The following is a 21,031-nucleotide window of genomic DNA, read 5'->3' as shown; positions in this document are numbered from 1 at the left end:
GCCCATCAGGCCACCGCGGCACGCCCGCGGCGGCTTTTCCAACGAGGAGACGAGCCATGAGTCGTCGAACGATCATCTCGCTCGGTGCGGCTGCGCTGGCGGGACTTTTCCTGGCCGCATCGATTCCGTCCGAGGCGGACGCACGAGGCGGTCGCGGCGGAGTGGGCGTCGGACGTGTCGGCGGATTTGGAGGCGCGCGGGTCGGTGTAGGCGGCGGCGTCTATCGCGGCGGCGTATACCGCGGCGGCGGCTACTATCGCGGGCCCGTATACGGCGGCTATCGCGGCCCCTATGTGCGGCCGGGCGTCGGCTGGGGTCTGGGCGCCGCGGCCGTGGGTGCTGCGGCCGGCGCGGCAGCCTATGGAGCCTATGCACCTTACGGATACGGCTATCCGGCCTACCAGTGCGGGTATTATCCGTATCCCGCGTGCTACTGACGTCCGGGGCACGGCCCCCTGCAGGCTGAGGGGTCGCCCTTCGGGGCGACCCGTCTGGTCGCCTGATTATCGGCGAGCGGCCGGTCAGCCACCCGGCCGCGCGTTCAGCAGTGGCGCGGGCTGTCCTGATCGATGCGGGCCTGGGCGAGCAGGATCACGGATCGTTCGTCCGTGCGCGGGCTCGCCACGGTGCCCACCAGACCATAGGTGCCGGGCGCATAGATTTCGGCGCACCACTCTTCCGTGCGCTTGGTGATGATGCGGTATCCACGGTAGTCACAGTCAGTCATGGTCGTCCTCCGTTCGTCCCGTGTAGAGGGAATTCCTGACCAGACCGTGGATGAATTGCGACGTTTGCCTAAAACGCTGCCCGAATGATTACCGGAACGGCAACGGATACGTGTTCTCCCGCGGGTGGACCGGCCGGGCTGCGCGTCGTCGTCCGGCGGATTCTGGCATCGGCGGCCCGGAACCGGGCCGGACACCGGGCTCGGCGGGCCTCTCGGCCCGGTTCACGAGTCGTCCGTGAAGAAAGCCGTTGCGCGTTTGGATCAGGCGCAACGCGGTGTGGCGACGGCGTAGAGGATGGCGGCCCAGAGGGTGCGCAAAAGCGCCTCGAACCACCGCAGGAGCAGGCGGACGGCGTAGCCGGCGGCGGCCAGGATGGCGTTGGCGCGGTCGCCATGTCTGCCGTCGAGGTGGTTTCGGCCCATGCGGTGCTCGGCCTTCGGGTGACCGATTACCGGCTCGACGGCGGCGCAGCACTTCATCTCGCGGCGGATCGCCTCGGTCGATGGACTCCCGTAAACGTCAAACTGCTGCTGCCACCCCGGCAGAGCCGGCGGGTCTCTCGCATTTTACTGGGCCGTGTACTCATAAACACGCGAGCCTACTTTGCTCGCCGAAAGACCCCCCTCTGCTGCAACGAGAACGCCGAAGATAGTCCGGAGTCTGCCAATAGCGCATTGCTTTGCGAAAGTTCGCGAGTCGCATCGCACCTGACTCGAAATCGTTGGCCGCGACAGCGGCGGCGCTCCAACTCTGCGGGGATCAGTCCGCGCGTAGGAAATTTACGAGCAATGCAACGAGCTCTTTACGGAAGGCGGGGTCCGTCAGCCATTCCGGCCGTTCGCAGACCGCCTCGTGAACAACCCAGGTCAGGGCATGGCGGGTGATGAACAGCATCATGTCCGGATCCTTGCCGGCGCGGCTCTTGGGCAGCAGAATTGCTGCGATCCTCGCTATTCGATCCGCCTCGAAGTCATCATGAGAGTGCCGTGTCTGGCGCGGCAAGGTGTCGAGGAACAGCCTGTGCATCGTCGGGTTCGCGGCATGCATCTCGAGCGCGACGTCGACGACGGAACGCACGACCTCCTCGAGCGACAGATCCCGCAGGCGCTCCAGCCACTGTGCATAGCCGTCATCCGGCGTCGCAATATGGCGGGTCTGTAGTGCCTCCAGAATCGCGAGCTTGTTGGGAAAATACTGATACAGCGACGAGATGTTCACGCCGGCACGTTCAGCGATGTGGTTGGTCGTAAAACCGGCGAGCCCACGCTCGGCCAGAATGTAAGCCGCCGCGTCAAGAATGAAGTCGACGGTCTGGTGCGCCCGCGTCTGGCGCGGAAGTTTCCTCATTTTTGCAATCACTTGGCCGGACCTCTCGATGGTCCGCTTTGCCACGTTTGAATGCGAGTTGTGAACATAAGTTATTACTTACATAGTCTTCAGCGTGAACGCAACCAATTTCGAAAGGACTCCACGTCCATGAAGCCGATGCTTGAACTCCTGCTGTTCGGGTTGGCGACCATTCTCCGCCGAAGCTCAAAGAATCCTCTCGTCCAAGCGAAGCTCCGTGATCGCAAGTGCGCCGTCCAGGTGCGCACCCGAGACAACAGCGTGGGAAGGTCCTTCGTCTTCTGCGGCGGTGCGGTCTTCTCGCAACGCGGCGTGCTTGCGAACCCCGACGTCTCACTCGTCTGGAAGGATGCGGCTGCAGCCACGTGCGTACTTCGAAGCTCTGATCTCGATGCACTCCAGAAGGCGCTCGCCGACGAATGGTTGAGCATTATTGGGAACGGCGAGGTCGCGACCTGGTTCGGAGACCTCGTGCGTTCGGCGCGGAACCGCACGCCGGCCGTGACGGGCGCAAAGCCTTCTGTGGCGGTCATCGGCCTCGGTCGCATGGGCTCCGGGATTGCTCGCAGTCTCCTGCGGGCCGGCTTCCCGGTGACGGTCTATAACCGCACCGAGGAAAAGACGCGTCCGCTTGTCGAGGCGGGTGCGACGGCGGCCGCGACTCCAGCGGCTGCCGCGCGGGGCGCTAATTTCGTCATCACGTCTCTGATGGGCGATGCTTCGGTCTTCGCCGTCGTCGAGGGGACGGACGGAATCCTCGCGGGCCTCGGGCGCGATGCGGTTCATATCGGCGCTTCGACCATCTCGGCAGACGCGACCCGTCGGCTCGTCGGGCTGCATGTCGGGCATGGTAGCGAGTACTTGGCTGCTCCGGTCCTTGGCCGACCTGATGCCGCCAGCGCGGGAGAACTCGTGGGACTTGTCTGTGGCAAGCAATCGGTTTTCGAGGCGAGCCGCGGGATCATTCAGAGCTACACGCGCCAGATTCAATACCTCGGCGAGGATCATGCGGTCGCGCTGGCCATGAAGCTGGCGGTGAACTACTCCGCGGCGATCGTCATCGACTTGATGGGGCAGGTTTACGCGTTCGGCGAGAAGAGCGGAATTCCGCTGACCGTCCTGCATACGATGTTCAGGATGTTGTGGGCGCAGCCGGTCTTGCAGGGATACGCAACGAGGATCTGGCGGAGGGACTTCGACGACTTGGGCTTCGATCTTCGAGGCGGTCTCAAGGACCTCACGCTCATGGTCGATGCCGCCAAGGAGATGGGAGTGCGCTGGGACTTCGCCGAACTGGTCCAGCGCAAGATGGCTCGGGGCGTCGAGATGGGACTCGGCCAGAAGGACTGGAGTTCCGTGTACGAGGTCACGCGTGCCGAGGCCGGCCTTGGCACCTAGCCGGGACGGCTCTTTGGGTGCTTATCGACCGACTGAAGTCCGTTAGAGTTGCCCTTGGCCACCACTCCAGCTGCCGGCTCGCGCCAGCAACTCAGCGGGACTCCTCAGCGCTCCTGGAGTCATCCCACGCGTTCAGCGTCGCCGAGAGATCTCGGCTAGCGGGATCGAGTGGGTAGCGGTGACGATCGCTTCAATGTGGCCGCAGCGATCACGCTGCGGACGACCGAGTCCAGAGTCCAACGACGACGTGACGATGGAGCAGCTTCGATCAGGCTGCAAAAATCGACGTCATGCCGCTCTAGACCGCAGCCCGCACGCGATCCCAGGCGCTCTCCATGTGCGCCGTCAACGCACGACCCAGGCGTTCGGCGTTTCTGGCCTCCAGTCCCGCGATGATCTCTTCGTGATCAGCGACCGCGGCAGCCCAGTTCTCCGACCCTTCGTGGCCCAGGTAGCGAATACGTCTGATCCGCGCCTGCATGATGCCGTGAACATAGGCGAGCGCGTCGTTTCCCGAAATGGCGACGATCTTCGTGTGAATGGCCTGGTTCAGCTTGAAATAGGTCAGCCTCGTTCGCTTGTTGTACATGTCGATCATCCGATCGTGGAGGTCCCTCACCTCCCGGATCTGCTGATCGGTCGCTTGGGCACAAGCCAGCCGGCCGGCCAGAGCCTCCAGATCACCGATCACGACCAGACTGTCGTGGATGTCCTTCCGGGTGAACTGCCGGACAACGGCGCCGCGCCCGGGAGACAGTTCGATCAACCCCTCGCTGGCCAGGCACTTGAGTGCTTCGCGCAGCGGCGTCCGCGAGACGCCGAGCTCGTGGACCAGGTTGCTCTCGTTGATGCGGGTTCCCGACGGGAGCGTGCCCTCGATGATCATGTCCCGGACACGCGTCACCACGGCCTCGTGCAGCGTTTGCCGCACGATCGGTCCGCGTTTCTCTGACGTCGCCAACACCATGTCTCCGGACTTCTCGGGCGCTCGCTGATCCATCGAAGCCAGTCGATTCATCGCCACTGGATTCGACATATCCGGAACCGCTTGTCTCTTCTATCGGATTTCACGCCTACGCACAATTGCATATTGCATGCAATATCCTTGATTTTGAATTCGACGGTGCTACGACTCCGCTGTCCACCAGGGGAGGCTCTCTCGGTGCACTCGCCCCAAAGTTCCATGGCAGGCAGTCGGCCGATCATCGCCCTCGCCATGGGCGACCCCGCCGGCATCAGTCCTGAGCTCGCAGCGAAACTGCTCAGCCAAGCCGACATCAGGTCCGCGGCCCGGATCGTGGTCTTCGGAGATCTCCGGGTTCTCGACCGCGGCGCTGCCGTCGCAGGGGTTTCGCTCGACATCGAAACGGTGTCGGCCGAGGACCAGATCCCGACCGACCCGACGCGGCCGATCCTGGTCGATCTGAAGAACCTCGACCCCGGCGACGTGACGATCGGTGCGGCGACGCTGCCGGGCGGCCGCTTCGCCACCGAGAATTTCCGACGCGCCCTGCAGTTCGCCGCCGCCGGACGGGCGCAGGGAGTCGTCTTCACGCCTTTCAACAAGAAGGCGATGCGGATGGCCTATGCGGGCTACGACGACGAGATCCGGTTCATCGCGGACGTTCTGAAGTTCGACGGTCCGGCGCGTGAGTTCAACGTTCTCGACGAGTTGTGGAACGCGCGCGTCACCTCCCATATTCCGCTTTCGGAGGTGGCCTCGTCGATCACCCCGGAGGCGATCCTGCGCAACCTCGCCTTGGCGGACGCCTGCATGCGCGCCGCCGGGTTCGAGCGTCCGCGGATCGCCGTGGCGGGCCTCAATCCGCATGCGGGCGACGGCGGCAACTTCGGTCGCGAGGAAATCGACGTCATCGAGCCCGCCGTGCAGCAGGGCATCGAGCGGGGCTTCGCCGTGGCGGGCCCGTTCCCGGCCGACACGGTCTTCGTGCGCGCCAAGCGCGGCGATTTCGACGCGGTGCTCACGATGTATCACGACCAGGGGCAGATCGCGATGAAGCTGATGGGCTTCGATCGCGGCGTCACCCTGGTCGGCGGATTTCCCTTCCCGATCTGCACGCCGGCGCACGGCACCGCCTACGACATCGTCGGCCGCGGAATTGCCAATATCGGCGCCGCCCGTCAGGCAGTGCTGCTCGCCGTTCGCATGGCGTCGCAGCCGCACCTCGACGACGCGCGGGATCCGACCCACGCGTGACAGCGGAGACGACGACCACCACCTTGCTTCGACGATACGAGATGACATGCACGCCGGGGCGCATTGAACGGAGGAAAAGATGCGCAAGCTCATCTCTCTCTCAGTCGCACTGCTCGCATCCGTGCCGATCGCGGCCGACGCCGCGTCATGGCAGCCGATAAAACCGATCGAGTTCGTCGTGACGTCCGGCGCGGGCGGCGGCACCGACAACTTCGCCCGCGTCGTTCAGGCGATCATCCTCAAGTACAAGTTCATCGATCAGGCGATCATCGTCACCAACAAGGGCGGCGGCAGCGGCGCCGAAGGCTTCGTCTACGCCAAGATGCAGGCCAAGGATCCCTACAAGCTGACCTTCGGCACCAGCAACGAGTACCTGCTGCCTTACGTCGCGCGGCTCGGCTACAAGCCGGCCGACCTGACCCCCGTGGCGAACATGGCGGCCGACGAGTTCCTGCTCTGGGTGAATTCCGCCTCGTCCTTCAAGGACGCGAAGGCCTATATCGACGCGGCCAAGGCGAGCCCGGGCACCTACAAGGCGGGCGGCAGCCAGTCGAAGGACACGGACCAGATTCTCACCGGCATGATCGAGGCTGCGACCGGCGCCAAGTTCATCTACGTGCCGTTCCAGGGCGGCAACGCCGCCGCCGTGCAACTGGCCGGCGGTCACATCGACTCCAACGTCAACAATCCGAACGAGAACATCGGCCACTGGAAGTCCGGCGCCGTGCGGCCCCTCTGCGTCTTCAGCCCGACGCGTCTGCCCGGAACCGCCAAGGTCGTCGGCGACATGGCCTGGTCGGACATCCCCACCTGCAAGGAAGCCGGACTGCCGGTCGATCAATTCCAGATGCCCCGCACCGTGTGGCTGCCGCTGGGCGTGCCGGCGGAAGCGGTCGACTTCTATGTCGACATCCTCAAGAAGGTCAGCGAGACGCCCGAATGGAAAGAGTGGCTCGACCGCAACCTGCAGACGCCACGCTTCCTGGCCGGTAAGGACTTCACCGACTTCATCGTCGCCGATGATCTCAAGAGCAAGAAGGTCATCGAGGCGCAGGGCTGGATCGTGAAGTAACGTCCGGCCGTCGCCGGTCGGGCCGCGAGGGCACTGCGCCCTCGGCCCGGACGGAGGCATGGAGAGCTGACATGATATCCCGGTTCACCGCCGAGCTCGCCACCGCCGTCGGCACGGCGACATTCGGTGCCGTCGTCCTCGGCGGGGCGGTCGAGTACGGGATCGGGTGGGACAGCGCCGGACCGGAGCCGGGCGCGTTTCCGTTCTACATCGGCGCCATGATCGTCGTCGCGAGCGGCGTGAACGCGGCGCGAACCGTGATGCAGCGGCCGCTCGCCGGCCGGGTGTTTCTCGATCGCGCGCGCTTCTCCCGAATCGCCAGCTTCTTCGGCCTCGCTGCCGCGTTCGTCCTGTTGTCCGTCTACCTCGGACTCTATGTCGCGACCGTCCTGTACCTGTCGGCGGCGATCTGGTGGCAGGGACGATACCGACCGTGGGTGGGCGCCGTCTGCGGGATCACGGCGAGCCTGTTCTTTTATTTCGTCCTCGAGAAGGGCTTTCAGGTACCGCTGCTGAAGGGCCCCATCGAGGCGATGCTCGGCATCTACTGACGGGAGGCCGGCTTGGAGAACATCGCCTCGCTCTTCTACGGCTTCGGCGTCGCGCTGTCGGCCTATCACATCGGGCTGATGCTGGTCGGCGTCCTGCTCGGCATTCTGGTCGGCGTGTTGCCCGGCCTGGGAGCGCCGAACGGGGTTTCGCTGCTCCTCCCGCTCACCTTCTCGATGGACCCGGTCGCGGCGATCATCCTGCTGACCAGCATCTATTGGGGTGCTCTGTTCGGCGGCTCGACCACATCGATCTTGTTCAACATCCCGGGCGAGCCGTCGTCGGTGGCCACGACCTTCGACGGGTATCCGCTCGCCCACAAGGGAAAGCCGACCGAGGCGCTGAGCTACGCGTTCCTGTCGGCCGGGTTCGGGGCGATGGTCGGCATCATCCTCATCACGCTGCTGTCGAGCTCGGTCGCCGAGTTCGCGTTGAGGTTCTCGTCGCCCGAGTTCTTCGCCGTGTATCTGCTCGCCTTCTGCAGCTTCGTCGGCCTCGGCGGGTCCTCGCCGTTCAAGACCATGGTGTCGATCGGCTTCGGCTTCGCCTTCGCGGCGGTCGGCATGGACTCGGTCTCGGGAAATCTCCGGCTCACCTACGGCATCGACGAGCTGCTCGCCGGCATCAGCTTCCTGGTGGCCGTGATCGGGCTGTTCGGGATCGGCGAGCTGATGCTCACGATCGAGGAGGGCTTCGAGCTGGCGGGAATTCGCGCCCGGATCAGCGTGAAGGACGTGCTCTCGACGGCAGCGACGATGCCGCGCTACTGGGTCGCTCTCCTGCGCAGCGCCGCGATCGGCTGCTGGATGGGGATCACGCCGGGCGGGCCGACAGCGGCATCGTTCATGAGCTACGCGCTCGCCAAGCGGTTTTCGCGCAATCGCGACAAGTTCGGCACCGGCGAGCCCGAGGGCATCATCTCGCCCGAGACCGCCGATCATTCGGCCGGGACCAGCGCCATGCTGCCGATGATCGCCCTGGGCGTGCCTGGGTCGGCGACCGCCGCCGTCATGATGGGCGGCCTGATGATCTGGGGGCTCAATCCCGGGCCGATGCTGTTCGTCGAGCGGCCGGACTTCGTCTGGGGCCTGATCGCCAGCATGTATCTGGGCAACGTCGTCGCCGTCATCCTGGTCCTCACGACCGTCCCGCTGTTCGCTGCGATCCTGAGAATCCCGTTCTCGATCATCGGCCCGATCATCGTCGTGACCTGCTTCATCGGCGCCTACACGGTCGGCAATCGCGCCTTCGATCTCTGGCTCGCCCTCGGGTTCGGCGCCATCGGCTATGTCTTCAAGAAACTCGATTATCCGATCGCCCCGATGGTTCTCGCGATGGTGATCGGGGACAAGGCGGAGGATGCATTTCGCCAGTCGATGATCATGTCCAGCGGCTCGATGAAGATCTTCTGGTCCAACACGCTCGTCGCGTCGTTGATGGCCGGCGCCCTGCTGCTCGCCTTTTGGCCGCTGATCACCGCCGGCGTCGACCGTCTGCTCGGTTCCGTCGGTGCAGCCCGCCGAGGACACACCTGAGACTCCCGATGGACTCGGCCGAGGCCCGAAGGCATTTCGACATGACAGCCCGAAGCAGCACCGTCGCATTTCTCGGAACCGGCCTCATGGGCTCGCGGCAGGCACGGCGCCTGCTCGATGCCGGCTACCACGTCGTCGTCTGGAACCGGTCGCCCGACAAGGCGCACGCGCTCGTGCCGTTCGGTGCGCGCGTGGCCGAGACGGCGGCCGCGGCTGCCGCCGCGGCTCCGCTCACCATCGCGATGCTGGAGAACGGGCGGATCGTCGACGAGGTGCTGTTCCGGCATGGCGCCGCCGCCGCGATGCCGCGCGGCGGCATCTTCGTCGACATGAGCTCGATCAAGCCGGCCGAAGCGCAGCATCACGCCGCGCAGCTCGGCGAGTCGGGGGTCCGGCACATCGACGCCCCGGTCTCGGGCGGCACGGTGGGGGCCGAGCAAGGGACGCTGGCGATCATGGCGGGCGGTGACGCCGATGCGTATCGGGCGGTCGAGCCGGTGCTGCGGATCATGGGGCGCCCGACCCATGTCGGCGGGCACGGCGCCGGACAGCTCGCCAAGCTCGCCAATCAAATCATCGTTGCGGGCACGATCGGGGCAGTCGCCGAGGCACTGATCCTGGCCGAGCGCGGCGGCGCCGATCCCGCCAAGGTCCGCGACGCGCTGCGCGGCGGGTTCGCCGACAGCCGCGTCCTGGAGCTTCATGGCGATCGCATGATCCGGCGCGACTTCACGCTCAAGGGCCGGTCCGTCACGCATCTCAAGGATCTCGACAACGCCCTCGATGCCGCGCGTACGCTCGGCCTCGGCTTCACGCCGTTCACGGCCGCGACGGAGGAGCTGTTCCGCGGCCTGCTCGAGCATTTCGGCGACCTCGATCATTCCGGCCTGTTCGCCGAGATCGAGCGGCGCAACCGACCGCTCCCGAACCCCGCCAATGAGGCCTAGAATGCGAGCCCTCGTCTATCATGGTCCCGAAGACCTTCGTCTGTCCGACGTCCCGGAGCCGAAGCCCGCGCCGGGCGAGGTGCTGGTCCGCGTGAAGGCCTGCGGCATCTGCGGCTCCGACGTGCACGGCTATCTCGGCATCACCGGGCGCCGCCTGCCGCCGATGATCATGGGCCACGAGTTCGCCGGCGAGGTCGCCGCCCTCGGCGCCGGCGTCGCCGGCGTCGCGGTCGGCGCTCGCGTCGCCGTGTATCCGATCGCCTTCTGCGGCGTGTGCGCCCAGTGCCGGCGCGGCAGCGTCCATCACTGCCTGAACAAGAAGGCGCTCGGGGTGCTCGATTGCAACGGCGCCATGGCCGAGTACGTCTGCGTTCCGGAGAGGAGCCTGTTCGAGATCGGCGACAACGTGCCGTTCGAGATCGGATCCATGATGGAGCCGCTGGCGGTCGCCTGCCGGGCCGTCAATCTCGCCGGGGACCTCGCCGGCAAGACCGTCGTGGTGGTCGGGGCCGGCACGATCGGTCTGTTCATCACGGTGCTGGCCAAGGCGAAAGGGCCGGCCAGGCTCATCGTTTCGGATCTGAGCGACTCCCGCCTCGCCGTCGCCAGGCGGATGGGTGCCGACCGCGTCGTCGATCCCTCGAAGGAGAAGCTCGCCGAGGTCGCCCGGGCCGAGTCCGACGGCGCCGGCGCCGACGTCGCCCTCGAGGCGGTCGGCGCGACGCCGACCGTGCAGCAGGCGATGGGATGCCTGCGGCTCGGCGGAACCGCGGTCTGGGTGGGCAACTCGGCCAAGATGATCGAGGTCGACATGCAGGAGGTGGTGACCCGCGAGCTCACGGTGCTCGGGTCGTTCCTCTATTCGCTCGAGGAGTTCCGCATCGTCGCCGAGCTGTTGAACGCGCGGACGATCGACGTCTCGCCGATCATCAGCGCGCTCGCCCCGATGGAACGGGGCGTCGAGTACTTCCGCCGGTTGGCGAAGGATCCGGGGCCGCTGCTGAAAGTCGTCTTGAACGCCTGAGACTCGAGCACGGCTCGCCGGAACAACACAGGAGATCCATCGTCATGGTCGCGCAAGAGCTGGTCCGGTCTCTCGAAGAGAAGGCGCTGCGCCTGAGAGAACTGATCGTCGACGATCTGATCGGCACCGAGAAGGTCGGGCATCTGGGCGGCTCGTGCTCCAGCGCCGAGATCGTCGCCGCGCTCTACTTCCACAAGATGAAGCACGATCCGGCCAGCCCGCACGCCCCGGATCGCGACCGCTTCCTGTTGAGCAAGGGCCACGCGGCGCTGGTGCAATACGCCGCGCTGGCGCTCGCCGGATATTTTTCGACGAGCGAGCTGAAGACGGTCAAGTCGCTGGGGTCGATCCTGCAGGGGCATCCGGACATGACCAAGACGCCGGGCGTCGAGGCGAACACCGGCTCGCTCGGCCAGGGGCTGTCGATCGCCAACGGCATGGCGCTCGGGCTGAAGCTCGATCACAGCAGCCGCAAGGTCTATGTCATCCTCGGCGACGGCGAGCTGAACGAGGGTCAGATCTGGGAAGCGGCGATGGCCGCCGCCCGGTTCAAGCTCGACAACGTGGTGGCGATCCTCGACCGCAACCGGCTGCAGGCCACCGGCCCGATCGCCGACCGGTTCGACATCGGCCCGGTCGCGCCGAAATGGGCGGCGTTCGGCTGGCACGTGATCGAGATCGACGGCCACGACGTCGCCGCCGTGGTCGAGGCTCTCGACGAGGCCGACGCGGTCAAGGGGCAGCCGACCATCATCGTCGCCAACACCGTGAAGGGCAAGGGCGTGTCGTTCGCCGAGAACAATCCGGCGTTCCACAACGGCGCGATGACGGCCGAGCAGTACGCTGTCGCGATGAAGGACCTGCAAGGGCTGCGGCACTGAGGACACTGGATCATGAGCACAAAGAGCCTTCGCACCGCCTACGGCGAGACGCTGGTCGAGCTCGGCCGGACGGACGAGCGGATCGTCGTCCTCGAGGCCGACCTCGGCAAGTCGACGATGTCGATCCTGTTTCAGCAGGCGTTCCCGGACCGGTTCTTCGAGATGGGGATCGCCGAGCAGAACATGGCGTCGACGGCCGCGGGCCTGGCCCTGACGGGTAAGATCCCGTTCATGAGCACGTTCGCGGTGTTCGCGTCCGGCCGCGCCTACGACCAGCTCCGCCAGACGATATCGATCGCCAGGCTGAACGTGAAGATCTGCGGGTCGAGCTCCGGCCTGTCCGATTTCGGCGACGGCTCGACGCATCAGGCGATCGAGGACGTCGCCATCATGCGGGCGATCCCGAACATGACCGTTCTGGTGCCGGTCGACGCGGTGGAGACCCGCAAGATGGTCGCCGCCATGGTCGAGTGGCCCGGCCCGGTCTACCTCCGGATCAACCGCAATGATCTTCCGATCTACACGGCCGACGACGCGTCGTACCGGATCGGCAGGCTCCATCCGGTTCGCGACGGGCGCGACGTCGTGGTCTTCGCCAACGGCGTCATGGTGTCGAAGGCGATCGCGGCGGCGGATGCGCTCGCCCGCGAAGGCGTGTCCGTCAAGGTCGTCAACGTCAGCACGGTGAAGCCGCTGGATCGGGACGCTGTTCTCGCGGACGCCAAAGGCTGCAAAGCCGTGGTGACGGCCGAGGAGCACAGCATCATCGGCGGCCTCGGCAGCGCGATCGCCGAGGCGCTGCGCGGCAACACCGGACAGCCGATCGAGTTCGTCGGCATCGACGACTGCTTCGGCACGTCGGCACACGGCTACGACGAACTGCTGGCCCACTACCGGCTCACGCCGGAGGCGATTGCCGATGCGGCGAGGTCGGTCCTGCGCCTGCCTGCCGGGTCGAGCAGCGGCGTGCGCCAGCTTCCCCGGGCGGCCAACTCGTGAGTCTCGACCGGCGGGCTCGGCGCGGTCCGAGCCCGCGGGTCATATGCGACCCAGGAAGGCGACCATGCGGGCAGACGCCTCCGGGCGGGAGGCGATCGCCGCCGCCACGGTCGAAGCCCGTCCGGACCGTCACCACCCCCGTCGAACGCAGTGTCCGATGCCTCGCCTCTCCGCCGATCTCGGCATCCTGTTCGCCGACCGCCGTCGAGTCCGACAACTTCGGTGTGCCGGTCGTCGTCATCAAGGCCTCGGATCTGCCGGCCGATCACACCTGATCGGACGCAGGCACGGCCGGCCATAGTCTCTCCGGAACCGACAGGACTCCGTCGATGAACTTCCACAGTTATTATGCGGGCGCGAAACGTGTCGTCGAATGCTGTGTGATCGGCACCGGCGGCTTCGGTCAGACGTTCATCACGCAGGCGATTCGGGCTCCGCTGCTCGCCGCTCGCGTGGCCGTCGACGTCGACGCGGAGACGGCTGCGAAGGCGTTCGCGAACGCCGGCATCGCCAGACGCGAGATCCGCATCTGCCGGACGACAGCCGAGGCGGCGCGCGCCTGGGCCGACGGCGAAACCATCGCGGCGAGCGATTTCGCCGCCGTCGCCGAGCTTCCGTTCGACGTCGCCGTCGAGGCGACCGGTCGGCCGGAGGCGGGAGCCCGGCATTGCCGTCTCGCCATCGCGGCCGGCAAGCACGTCGCCATGGTGTCGAAGGAAGTGGACAGCGTCGTCGGTCCCGGGCTCGCCCGGATGGCGGCCGACCGTGGATGCGTAGTCACTTGCGTCGACGGAGATCAGCCCAGCCTTCTGATCAACCTCGTCTCCTGGGCCGAGGTGCTCGGGCTCGACATCGTCGCGGCCGGCAAAGCGAGCGAGTACGACTTCGTGTTCGATCCGCCGAGCGGACGGATCGACAGCAACGGCTGCGCCCGCGAGGTCCCGGGCCTCACCCCGTACTGGGATCTGGGCGATCGTGACGCCACGGACGTCGTGTCGGCGCGCGCTGCGGCGCTCGCGGCTTTCCCGCAGCGCGCCGTTCCCGACCTCTGCGAGCTCGGCATCGTCGCGAATGCCACCGGTGTGATGCCGGATCGGCCGGACTTTCACGCGCCCGTCGCGCGCCCGATCGAGGTGCCGACCTTTTTCGCCGAGCGCGGCGATGGCGGTCTCCTCGGCGGAGGGCGACGCATCGACGTCTTCCACTGCCTGCGCCGTCCCGACGAAGCGAGTTTCGCGGGTGGCGTGTTCGTGGTGGTGCGGTGCAACGATCGCCCGAGCTGGGACGTGCTGCAGCAGAAGGGACACGTCGTCAGCCGGACCGGCGCGACCGCGATGCTCTATCTGCCGCGCCATATTCTCGGACTGGAGGCGGCGACGAGCGTGCTCGACGCCGCGATACATCGTGTTTCCGGTTACGGTGCCGATTATCGTTCACGCGTCGACCTGGTCGCCGTAGCGACGGCCGATCTGCCCGCCGGCACACGGCTCGGCATGGGCGGGCATCATCATGACATTGCAAATGTCACCGCCGAATTGCGGCCGGCCTGCCCTCTCGGCTCGACCGCGCCATCCCCGTTCTACCTCGCGGCCGACCGGCGCCTGACACGCGGCGTCTCGAAAGGCGAGGCGATCACGCAGGGCGACATCGAAACAGAGTCGGGGTCGCACCTGATGGCGGTGCGTCGCTTCCAGGATGCAGCCTTCTTCGGCACGGCGGTGGACGGATAGAATCCGGCCAGCATTGCCGCGGCGGCGTTCCTCGCCACGTTGCGGGCCGATCTCCAGCGGTCCGCACCTCTCGGCACCCTGGCAATCAAACAGCCTCGATCCCGCCGAAGGGCTCGTCGGTCCGCTGACGAATACACACCATCTCGCCGGCACTCGCTGCTGGCCTCACGGCGGGTCCAACCGGCGACCTCGCCATTACGAAGTCGACCGTGCATACCGCCGGGTCAACTCGTCGTGTCCCCCGCAAGTCCCCTGCATTTCGGGGGCGCATACCCTGACTTTCACAGGGCGCCCTGGGGTTCCGTTTTAGATTTCTCTTTGGAATCAAGGTGGTGGGGGAGGTAGGACTCGAACCTACGAAGGCGTAGCCAGCGGATTTACAGTCCGCCCCCTTTGCCGCTCGGGACACTCCCCCACGCTGCGGTCGGCACCGCCCGGGATCGAGGCCATCGAGCCGTCGACCCGGCGGCGCGCCGCGTGCCGGAGCCGGTCTTATGAGTACCCACCCCCTTGGTGTCAACTCGGAAAAACCCCCGTCCCCGCCCCAGGCCTCCGCCCGCGCCTTGCGGGCCGTGCCACCTCGCCGGCGCAGGAGCGATCCGCCGGTGTGGCAGGGACCTGCCGGACAATGCCGGGGTGGCGGTCCGGCCGCCCGGGCGCTATGCACATCGTCACCTGCGCACCGCCGGCCCCGCTTCGCCGGGTCGCCGCGCGCTCCGTCCCGGATCCGCCATGACCGACCGCGATCGCCCGAAAAAGCCGTTCCGTCCCGCCGGCAAGAAGCCCTGGCGCCCTGAGGGCGCTGGGCGTCCCGAGGGCACCGGCAAGGCGACGCCGTGGCCCAGGAAGGACGGCGGTGGCCCCGGCCACGGCGGTGGCGCCGGGCGCGGCGGCGCCGGCAAGCGCCCGTTCCGGCCGCCGCCGCGCGACCATGACGGCCCGGCGATCCTCTATGGCTGGCACACCGTGAAAGCGGCGCTGGAGAATCCGCAGCGCCGTTTCCACCGCCTGCTCGCCACCGAGAACGCGGCGCGGCGGCTCGAGGAGGACGGGGTTGCGCTCCCGGTGACGCCCGAGGTCGTGCGGCCGGAGACGATCGACGGCATGGTCGGGCCGGACGCCGTGCACCAGGGGCTTCTGGCCGAGGCCGATCCGCTCGACTCGCCCGACATCCAGGACCTTCCGGCCGAGGGCCTGATCCTGGTGCTCGACCAGATCACCGATCCGCACAATGTCGGGGCGATCCTGCGCAGCGCCGCCGCCTTCGCGGTCGCCGCCGTGGTGACGACGGCGCGCCACAGCCCGGAGGCGACCGGCGTGCTCGCCAAGGCGGCCTCGGGCGCGCTCGACCTGGTGCCGATCGTCACGGTCGGCAATCTCTCCCGCGCGCTGACCACCCTGAAGGACAACGGCTGGATGACGGTCGGGCTCGACAGCGCCGGCGACGCGGACCTCGCCGCGACGCCGCTGCGCGGGCCGCTCGCCCTCGTGGTCGGCGCCGAGGGCAAAGGCCTGCGCCACCTCACCCGCCAGACCTGCGACGCGGTCGCCCGCATCGACCTGCCCGGCAAGATCACCAGCCTCAACGTCTCGAACGCGACGGCGCTCGCCCTCTATGTCGCCTCGACGCGGCTCGCCAGCGGCGCGTAGACGCCGGCGCCTGCTCAGGCCGGTGGGCCGGCGGGGTCGACCGCTTTGGCCCGGCGGGCGCGCCGGCCGGTTGGTGCCACTGCGGCCGCGCGGCGCTGCAGCTCGGCCCGGCACAGCTCGGCGGTGCGCTGGAAGTGCCGGTTGAGGAGATCGACGGCGCGATCGGCATCGCGCGCCACCGCCGCCTCCATGATCTGCCGGTGCTCGTCGCGCACCCGCGCCATCGCTGCCTTGCGGGCGATGTGGCGATAGCGGTCGGCGACGTCGAAGAGCTGCTCGCAGAAGCCGATCAGCCAGCCCGAGCCGCAGGCCTCGATCAGGGCACGATGGAACGCGCGGTGCGCGCTCTCCCACTCCGGATTGGCGATCCCCTCCGCCTCGTCGGCCCAGCGCGGCAGCCGCGACAGCCGGTGGAAGGCGACCAGCAGCCGCTCCTCCCAGTCCGGGCCGCCGAGCGCGATCGATTCGCGCAGCGCCCGCTCGTTGAGCCAGCAGCGCGCCCTGATCATGTCCGCGAGGTCCTGCTCGCTGACCGCCGAGACGACGAAGCCGCGCTGGTCGTTGTGCGACACCAGATCGTCGCGGGTCAGCCGGTTCAGCGCCTCGCGCACCGGGCTCAGGCCGGTGCCGAACTGCGCCGCGAGCTGACGCACCCGCAGCCGTTGCCGCGGCGGAATCGCGCCCGAGATGATCTGGGCCCGCAGCTCGGCGAACAGCCGGCTGGCCAGCGTCGGGTCGCTCGCCGGCTTCGCCCCCCTGCCCGGCGCGCTCGTCCCTCCGCCCGGCGCGGATGCCGGCCCGCTGGCCGCGCCGCTCCCGGCTCCGCTCTTCTGCTCGCCCATCGGCGCGCCCCCTTGGTCGATCGTCCGATTATCAGGCGCGGCGCTCGCCGCCAATCTTCTGTCAATATATCGATCATTTTTGAATATACAAAAAATGATCGATCATCTGTTGACCCATCCGGCAGCCGGGGCTAACGCTGGGGTCCGAACCGGAGCGGCAGCGGCCCCCGCGGCATCGCGCGACAAGCGTCCGGAGCGAGATCGGCCGATCACGCGCGCGGTCGGCGGCCTGGAGGACAGAATGGATCAGCTCAGCGTCCACACCGGCGGCACCGAAATCCCGCTTCCCGAAAACTTTCGCTGGCCGGGCGGCAAGCGCCTCGCGGTGTTCTTCCGCGTCGCCTTCGAGGGCTGGTCGGACGGCCACTGGCCCGGCGTCGGCCCGATGGGCAATCCGCTGAAACCCGGCTTCCCCGACCTCAACGCCATGGGCTTCGCCGAGTACGGCCACCGCCGCGGCATTTTTCGCGCGCTCGACACGCTGGCGCGCAACGGCGTCAAGGCGACCATGATGGTCTCCGGCGTGATGGCCGAGCGCCATCCGGAGATTGTCAAGACGATCGCCGAGCAGGGCCACGACATCGTCGCGCATTCCTACGCCATGGACGTGATCCCGATTTATCTCGACGAGGAGGCCGAGCGCGCCAACATCCGCCGCACCGTCGACCTGATCGAAAAGGCCTGCGGCCAGCGGCCGACCGGCTGGATCAGCCCACGCGGCACCCCGAGCCCGCGCACCGGTCGCCTGCTGGCCGAGGAAGGCTTCGAGTGGCATGGCGACTCGCTCAACGACGACCTGCCCTACGGCGTCCGCTTTCCGGCCGGCACCATCGTGGCGTTCTCCAGCAACATGGAGTGCAACGACATGCCGCTCTACATGCGCTACGGCAACCCGCCCGGCCTGATGGTCGAGATCTTCAACGAGTGGCTCGCCTGGGTGCGCACCTACGAGACGGGCCCGGCGCGGCTCGATCCGACCATCCACTCGCATGTGTTCGGCCGACCGCTCGGCATGGCGGCGTTCAACAAGATCATGGAGATCGCCACGGCCGCCGACGACATCTGGATCGGCACCCGCTCGGGGGCCGTGAAGCACGTCCTCTCCGTGCTGCCGCGCTGAGCCACCTCGTCTCGGACCCATCGCCATGGATCTCGGACTGACCGGACGTCGTGCCCTCGTCTGCGCCTCCTCGAAGGGGCTCGGCCGGGCCTGCGCCACCGCCCTCGCCCGCGAGGGCTGTGAGGTGGTCATCAACGGCCGCAGCGCGGCAACGCTGGACGAGACAGCGGCCGACATCGCCGCCGCGACCGGCGCGCGCGTGCGCGCCGTGCGGGCCGACATCGACACCGAGGACGGGCGTCGCCTGCTGCTCGCGGCGTGTCCGGAGCCGGACATCCTGGTCAACAACAATGCCGGGCCGCCGCCCGGCCGGTTCACCGACTGGAGCCACGACGACTGGCTGAAGGCGATCGAGTCCAACATGCTGGCGCCGATCTTGCTGATCCGCGCCGTCCTGCCCGGCATGCGGGCGCGAAAATTCGGACGCATCGTCAACATCACCTCGGCGATGGTGAAGTCGCCGCGCGGCCACATGGGCCTTTCCACCGCGGCGCGCACCGGCCTGACGGCGCTGTCCAAGGCGATCTCGTTCGAGGCCGCCGCCGACAACGTCACCATCAACAACCTGCTGCCGGAGCGCATCGATACCGGCCGCCAGGTCTTCATGGTCGAGCGGCTGGCGAAGGCCGACGGCATCACGCTCGCGGAAGCGCGCAGCCGCATCACCGCGACGGTCGCGGCCAAGCGGTTCGGCCGGCCGGAAGAGTTCGGCGACGCCTGCGCCTATCTGTGCAGCGCCCAGGCGGGATTCATCTCGGGACAGAACCTGCAGCTCGACGGAGGATCGTATCCGGGTCTGATGTGAGGCCCGCAGTCACACGTTCAGACGCGTCATGCCCGCGCTTGTCGCGGGCATCCACGGTCTCGAAACGTCCGCCGACGAGGACGTGGATGGCCGGGACGAGCCCGGCCATGACGACGGAGAGACAATCGGATCACGCGGTCCGCAATACAATCCGGATCCCCAGATCACAACGAAGGGACCGGGAGGACGTAGGAAGGGAGACCCGGATGAAGCCACTTCGCATCCTGATCGCGGTCGTTCTCGTCGCGCTCGCGACCGGCCCGGCGCCGGCCCAGAAATTCCCGTCGAAGCCCATCACGCTGGTGGTGCCCTATGCGGCGGGCGGCAATGTCGACACCACGGCCCGCATTCTGCAGGGCGCGATCGGCAACTCGCTCGGCCAGCCGATCATGGTGGAGAACCGGCCCGGCGCCGCCGGCTTCATCGCCGGCGCCGTGGTGGCGCGATCGGAGCCCGACGGCCATACGCTGTTCGTCGGCTCCAACGGCCCGCTGCTGCTCGGCCCGCTGGTGCTGAAGGCGCCCTATACGCTCGAAGCATTCGAGCCGATCAGCCTGCTCACCGTCGGCACCAACGTCCTGCTGGTCCGCCGCGACCTGCCGGTGAGCTCGGTGAAGGAGCTCGTCGCCTACGCCAAGGCCAATCCGAGCAAGTTCCAGGTCGCCGTCGATACCGGCGCCAGCATCAACAACTTCCTCAGCGAGATGCTGAAGCTGCATGCCGGCATCGACTGGGTGGCGGTGCGCTATCGCGGCAACGCGCCTGCCCTGACGGATCTCATCGCCGGGCATGTCGACGCCGGCTTCGCCCAGCTCACCGAGTCGATCGAGCACATCAACGCCGGCAAGCTGCGGGCGCTGGCCGTGATGATGACGGACCGCTCGCCGGCGATCCCGGATGTCCCGACCATGGCGGAGGCCGGTTATCCGGGCGTCGAGGGGATCATCTTCATCGGGCTTCTCGCGCCCAAGGGCACGCCGGCCGATGTCGTCGACACGCTCAACGCCGCTGTGCGCAAGGCCCTGGCGCAGCCGAGCGTGGCCGATCAACTGGCGACCTTCGGGGCCAAGGTGGTGACCGGCTCGCCGGCCGAGTTCGCCACCTTCCTCAGGGTCGAGAACGACAAGTGGACCGAGGTCGCCAAGAAGGCGAACATCAAGGTCGCGGAGTGAGCAGAGCTGGATTGATCATACCGGATCCGGTTGATCGCGTCCGCGGTCCGGGATGGCGCGAAGCGCCGGGCCCCGAGTCCAGCCCCGGCCTTCGCACAGATCTCGTTTCACCGAGGCGATCTGTTTGTCGTGCGCGGCGGATTCCGTCGGCTTCCGCGTCATCGCCGGCTTGACTCGGCGATCCATCGTCTTGCGAAGGAGCCCTTTTTTCTGCGTTCTGGACGGATGCGCGGGTCGAGCCCGCTCAAGACGGCTCTCGTGCATCGCAAGCGATGTGTGCATGCCATGACGCAACGACGGGAAGCCGATCAGCCAGATGTCGTGTCAATCGGTGCCCACGGCGAAGAACTCCATCGGGCCGGCCCCTAAGAGTGCGAGCCTGGCGCGGGCCGCGAGCGGGATCGGCAGCCGCCGGAACGCCGGGCGCCCCCAGAACAGCGCCATGCGGGCCGCGTTGACATAGACGATGCGGATCGCGCGCGGGCCGGTCTGGCTCGCAGCCTCGATCCGGTCGGCGACCGCGTCGAGCACCGTCGCGGTGAACGGGTTGTAGAAGAACAGCATCAGATCGCCGGCCGGCGGCACGAAATCGGCCGCGTTCATGTGCACGACCTGCAGGTCGCGGCAGGCCAGCCGGTCGCGCGGATAGGCGGCGATGTTGTCGCACGCTTCCGCCTGCAGGGTGGCGGAGAACTCCACGCCGATGCAGCGCGCGAACGGCAGCCGCGCCGCCGTCAGCAGCGCGCGACCGCGGCCGGCGCCGTAGTCGACAAAGGTGTAGCGGGCCGGATCGATCCGCAGGGCGGCGATCGACCACAAAAGCGGCAGGCGCGGAATGGCCTCGTAGCGGCGGTCGCGATGATGTCCGGGGGCGCCGACGACATCGTCCGACGCGACGGTCAGGCTCTGCCCCGTCGGCCAGCGCTCCACCGCATCGCACGCCCGGTCGTAGAGCGCGTGATGGGCGAGGATCCGGGCCTGCCGGACATAGTAGCTCACGGGGTCGGTCGACCG

At 67.5% G+C, this 21,031-nt stretch carries 20 protein-coding genes, 1 tRNA gene and 1 pseudogene; 15 read left to right on the top strand and 7 right to left on the bottom strand.

What is annotated here, in order from left to right:
- Positions 1–56: 56 nt before the first annotated feature.
- Complete coding sequence (locus HXX10_RS19965) at positions 57–437, top strand: hypothetical protein (RefSeq protein ID WP_296524604.1); 381 nt, start codon at positions 57–59, stop codon at positions 435–437.
- Between the two features lie 104 nt (positions 438–541).
- Here HXX10_RS19965 and HXX10_RS19960 read toward each other — a convergent pair whose 3' ends face one another.
- From HXX10_RS19960 to HXX10_RS19950, 3 genes and pseudogenes are all read right to left on the bottom strand, one after another.
- The gene (locus tag HXX10_RS19960; RefSeq protein WP_296524603.1) at positions 542–727 is read right to left on the bottom strand and encodes a hypothetical protein; all 186 of its coding nucleotides are present in this window, start codon (positions 725–727) and stop codon (positions 542–544) included.
- Between the two features lie 261 nt (positions 728–988).
- Positions 989–1,228: pseudogene (locus HXX10_RS19955) on the bottom strand (IS5/IS1182 family transposase); the annotation flags it as partial.
- A gap of 259 nt (positions 1,229–1,487) precedes the next feature.
- Entirely contained in the window at positions 1,488–2,075 is a 588-nt protein-coding gene (locus HXX10_RS19950) for a TetR/AcrR family transcriptional regulator (RefSeq protein ID WP_296524602.1), read from the bottom strand.
- Positions 2,076–2,204: 129 nt separating this feature from the next.
- On the opposite strand from HXX10_RS19950, the gene HXX10_RS19945 reads away from it, so the two are divergent.
- Positions 2,205–3,473: an NAD(P)-dependent oxidoreductase gene (locus HXX10_RS19945; protein ID WP_296524601.1), complete on the top strand. Its 1,269-nt coding sequence runs from the start codon at positions 2,205–2,207 to the stop codon at positions 3,471–3,473.
- 298 nt (positions 3,474–3,771) lie between these two features.
- Here HXX10_RS19945 and HXX10_RS19940 read toward each other — a convergent pair whose 3' ends face one another.
- Positions 3,772–4,440 (bottom strand): GntR family transcriptional regulator, encoded by a 669-nt coding sequence (locus HXX10_RS19940; RefSeq protein ID WP_296524600.1) that lies wholly within the window; start codon positions 4,438–4,440, stop codon positions 3,772–3,774.
- Positions 4,441–4,656: 216 nt separating this feature from the next.
- Between HXX10_RS19940 and HXX10_RS19935 the strand changes: the two genes are divergently transcribed.
- The 9 genes from HXX10_RS19935 to HXX10_RS19895 all read left to right on the top strand — a co-directional run bounded on the left by HXX10_RS19935 (position 4,657) and on the right by HXX10_RS19895 (position 14,428).
- A complete protein-coding gene (locus tag HXX10_RS19935; protein WP_296524599.1) occupies positions 4,657–5,691 on the top strand; it encodes a 4-hydroxythreonine-4-phosphate dehydrogenase PdxA in 1,035 nt (344 codons plus the stop codon).
- A gap of 79 nt (positions 5,692–5,770) precedes the next feature.
- On the top strand, positions 5,771–6,763 hold the full coding sequence (locus tag HXX10_RS19930) for a tripartite tricarboxylate transporter substrate binding protein (RefSeq protein ID WP_296524598.1): 993 nt from the start codon (positions 5,771–5,773) through the stop codon (positions 6,761–6,763).
- Between the two features lie 71 nt (positions 6,764–6,834).
- Entirely contained in the window at positions 6,835–7,314 is a 480-nt protein-coding gene (locus HXX10_RS19925; RefSeq protein WP_296524597.1) for a tripartite tricarboxylate transporter TctB family protein, read from the top strand.
- Positions 7,315–7,326: 12 nt separating this feature from the next.
- Positions 7,327–8,847: a tripartite tricarboxylate transporter permease gene (locus tag HXX10_RS19920; RefSeq protein WP_296524596.1), complete on the top strand. Its 1,521-nt coding sequence runs from the start codon at positions 7,327–7,329 to the stop codon at positions 8,845–8,847.
- 41 nt (positions 8,848–8,888) lie between these two features.
- Positions 8,889–9,794, top strand: a complete 906-nt coding sequence (locus tag HXX10_RS19915) for an NAD(P)-dependent oxidoreductase (RefSeq protein WP_296524595.1) — start codon at positions 8,889–8,891, stop codon at positions 9,792–9,794.
- Between the two features lies 1 nt (position 9,795).
- Entirely contained in the window at positions 9,796–10,818 is a 1,023-nt protein-coding gene (locus tag HXX10_RS19910; RefSeq protein WP_296524594.1) for an alcohol dehydrogenase catalytic domain-containing protein, read from the top strand.
- A 44-nt stretch (positions 10,819–10,862) separates the two neighbouring features.
- A complete protein-coding gene (locus HXX10_RS19905; RefSeq protein ID WP_296524593.1) occupies positions 10,863–11,699 on the top strand; it encodes a transketolase in 837 nt (278 codons plus the stop codon).
- Between the two features lie 12 nt (positions 11,700–11,711).
- The gene (locus HXX10_RS19900) at positions 11,712–12,698 is read left to right on the top strand and encodes a transketolase C-terminal domain-containing protein (RefSeq protein ID WP_296524592.1); all 987 of its coding nucleotides are present in this window, start codon (positions 11,712–11,714) and stop codon (positions 12,696–12,698) included.
- 380 nt (positions 12,699–13,078) lie between these two features.
- The gene (locus tag HXX10_RS19895) at positions 13,079–14,428 is read left to right on the top strand and encodes a flagellar biosynthesis protein FlgA (protein WP_367142002.1); all 1,350 of its coding nucleotides are present in this window, start codon (positions 13,079–13,081) and stop codon (positions 14,426–14,428) included.
- Between the two features lie 330 nt (positions 14,429–14,758).
- On the opposite strand, the gene HXX10_RS19890 is transcribed toward HXX10_RS19895, so the two are convergent.
- Positions 14,759–14,843, bottom strand: a tRNA-Tyr gene (locus HXX10_RS19890).
- 317 nt (positions 14,844–15,160) lie between these two features.
- Here HXX10_RS19890 and rlmB point away from each other — a divergent pair.
- Positions 15,161–16,078, top strand: coding sequence for a 23S rRNA (guanosine(2251)-2'-O)-methyltransferase RlmB (gene rlmB / locus HXX10_RS19885; RefSeq protein WP_296524590.1), 918 nt, complete (start codon positions 15,161–15,163; stop codon positions 16,076–16,078).
- A 14-nt stretch (positions 16,079–16,092) separates the two neighbouring features.
- Here rlmB and HXX10_RS19880 read toward each other — a convergent pair whose 3' ends face one another.
- Positions 16,093–16,920, bottom strand: coding sequence for a GntR family transcriptional regulator (locus HXX10_RS19880; protein WP_296524589.1), 828 nt, complete (start codon positions 16,918–16,920; stop codon positions 16,093–16,095).
- A 241-nt stretch (positions 16,921–17,161) separates the two neighbouring features.
- Here HXX10_RS19880 and HXX10_RS19875 point away from each other — a divergent pair, with 241 nt between their 5' ends.
- From HXX10_RS19875 to HXX10_RS19865, 3 genes are all read left to right on the top strand, one after another.
- On the top strand, positions 17,162–18,040 hold the full coding sequence (locus HXX10_RS19875) for a polysaccharide deacetylase family protein (RefSeq protein WP_296524588.1): 879 nt from the start codon (positions 17,162–17,164) through the stop codon (positions 18,038–18,040).
- Between the two features lie 25 nt (positions 18,041–18,065).
- Entirely contained in the window at positions 18,066–18,845 is a 780-nt protein-coding gene (locus HXX10_RS19870; protein WP_296524587.1) for an SDR family oxidoreductase, read from the top strand.
- A gap of 206 nt (positions 18,846–19,051) precedes the next feature.
- Positions 19,052–20,017 carry a tripartite tricarboxylate transporter substrate binding protein gene (locus HXX10_RS19865; RefSeq protein ID WP_296524586.1) on the top strand — a complete coding sequence of 322 codons (966 nt, stop codon included), beginning with the start codon at positions 19,052–19,054 and terminating at the stop codon, positions 20,015–20,017.
- 324 nt (positions 20,018–20,341) lie between these two features.
- Here the strand turns inward: HXX10_RS19865 and HXX10_RS19860 are convergent, their stop codons facing one another.
- Positions 20,342–21,016, bottom strand: a complete 675-nt coding sequence (locus HXX10_RS19860) for a hypothetical protein (RefSeq protein ID WP_296524585.1) — start codon at positions 21,014–21,016, stop codon at positions 20,342–20,344.
- Between the last annotated feature and the right edge of the window lie 15 nt (positions 21,017–21,031).

It is taken from the genome of Rhodoplanes sp. (assembly GCF_013377085.1).
Lineage (GTDB): Bacteria > Pseudomonadota > Alphaproteobacteria > Rhizobiales > Xanthobacteraceae > Rhodoplanes.
The sequence above is the reverse complement of the archived record's forward strand: the minus strand, read 5'-3'. Positions and strand labels throughout refer to the sequence as shown.

Coding starts and splice junctions, on each gene's coding strand:
- HXX10_RS19925 (WP_296524597.1), top strand. CDS start 6,835: ATGATATCCCGGTTCACCGCCGAGCTCGCCACCGCCGTCGGCACGGCG.
- HXX10_RS19865 (WP_296524586.1), top strand. CDS start 19,052: ATGAAGCCACTTCGCATCCTGATCGCGGTCGTTCTCGTCGCGCTCGCG.
- HXX10_RS19905 (WP_296524593.1), top strand. CDS start 10,863: ATGGTCGCGCAAGAGCTGGTCCGGTCTCTCGAAGAGAAGGCGCTGCGC.
- HXX10_RS19875 (WP_296524588.1), top strand. CDS start 17,162: ATGGATCAGCTCAGCGTCCACACCGGCGGCACCGAAATCCCGCTTCCC.
- HXX10_RS19965 (WP_296524604.1), top strand. CDS start 57: ATGAGTCGTCGAACGATCATCTCGCTCGGTGCGGCTGCGCTGGCGGGA.
- HXX10_RS19935 (WP_296524599.1), top strand. CDS start 4,657: ATGGCAGGCAGTCGGCCGATCATCGCCCTCGCCATGGGCGACCCCGCC.
- HXX10_RS19870 (WP_296524587.1), top strand. CDS start 18,066: ATGGATCTCGGACTGACCGGACGTCGTGCCCTCGTCTGCGCCTCCTCG.
- HXX10_RS19910 (WP_296524594.1), top strand. CDS start 9,796: ATGCGAGCCCTCGTCTATCATGGTCCCGAAGACCTTCGTCTGTCCGAC.
- HXX10_RS19940 (WP_296524600.1), bottom strand. CDS start 4,440: ATGGTGTTGGCGACGTCAGAGAAACGCGGACCGATCGTGCGGCAAACG.
- HXX10_RS19900 (WP_296524592.1), top strand. CDS start 11,712: ATGAGCACAAAGAGCCTTCGCACCGCCTACGGCGAGACGCTGGTCGAG.
- HXX10_RS19945 (WP_296524601.1), top strand. CDS start 2,205: ATGAAGCCGATGCTTGAACTCCTGCTGTTCGGGTTGGCGACCATTCTC.
- HXX10_RS19930 (WP_296524598.1), top strand. CDS start 5,771: ATGCGCAAGCTCATCTCTCTCTCAGTCGCACTGCTCGCATCCGTGCCG.
- rlmB (WP_296524590.1), top strand. CDS start 15,161: ATGACCGACCGCGATCGCCCGAAAAAGCCGTTCCGTCCCGCCGGCAAG.
- HXX10_RS19880 (WP_296524589.1), bottom strand. CDS start 16,920: ATGGGCGAGCAGAAGAGCGGAGCCGGGAGCGGCGCGGCCAGCGGGCCG.
- HXX10_RS19950 (WP_296524602.1), bottom strand. CDS start 2,075: ATGAGGAAACTTCCGCGCCAGACGCGGGCGCACCAGACCGTCGACTTC.
- HXX10_RS19960 (WP_296524603.1), bottom strand. CDS start 727: ATGACTGACTGTGACTACCGTGGATACCGCATCATCACCAAGCGCACG.
- HXX10_RS19915 (WP_296524595.1), top strand. CDS start 8,889: ATGACAGCCCGAAGCAGCACCGTCGCATTTCTCGGAACCGGCCTCATG.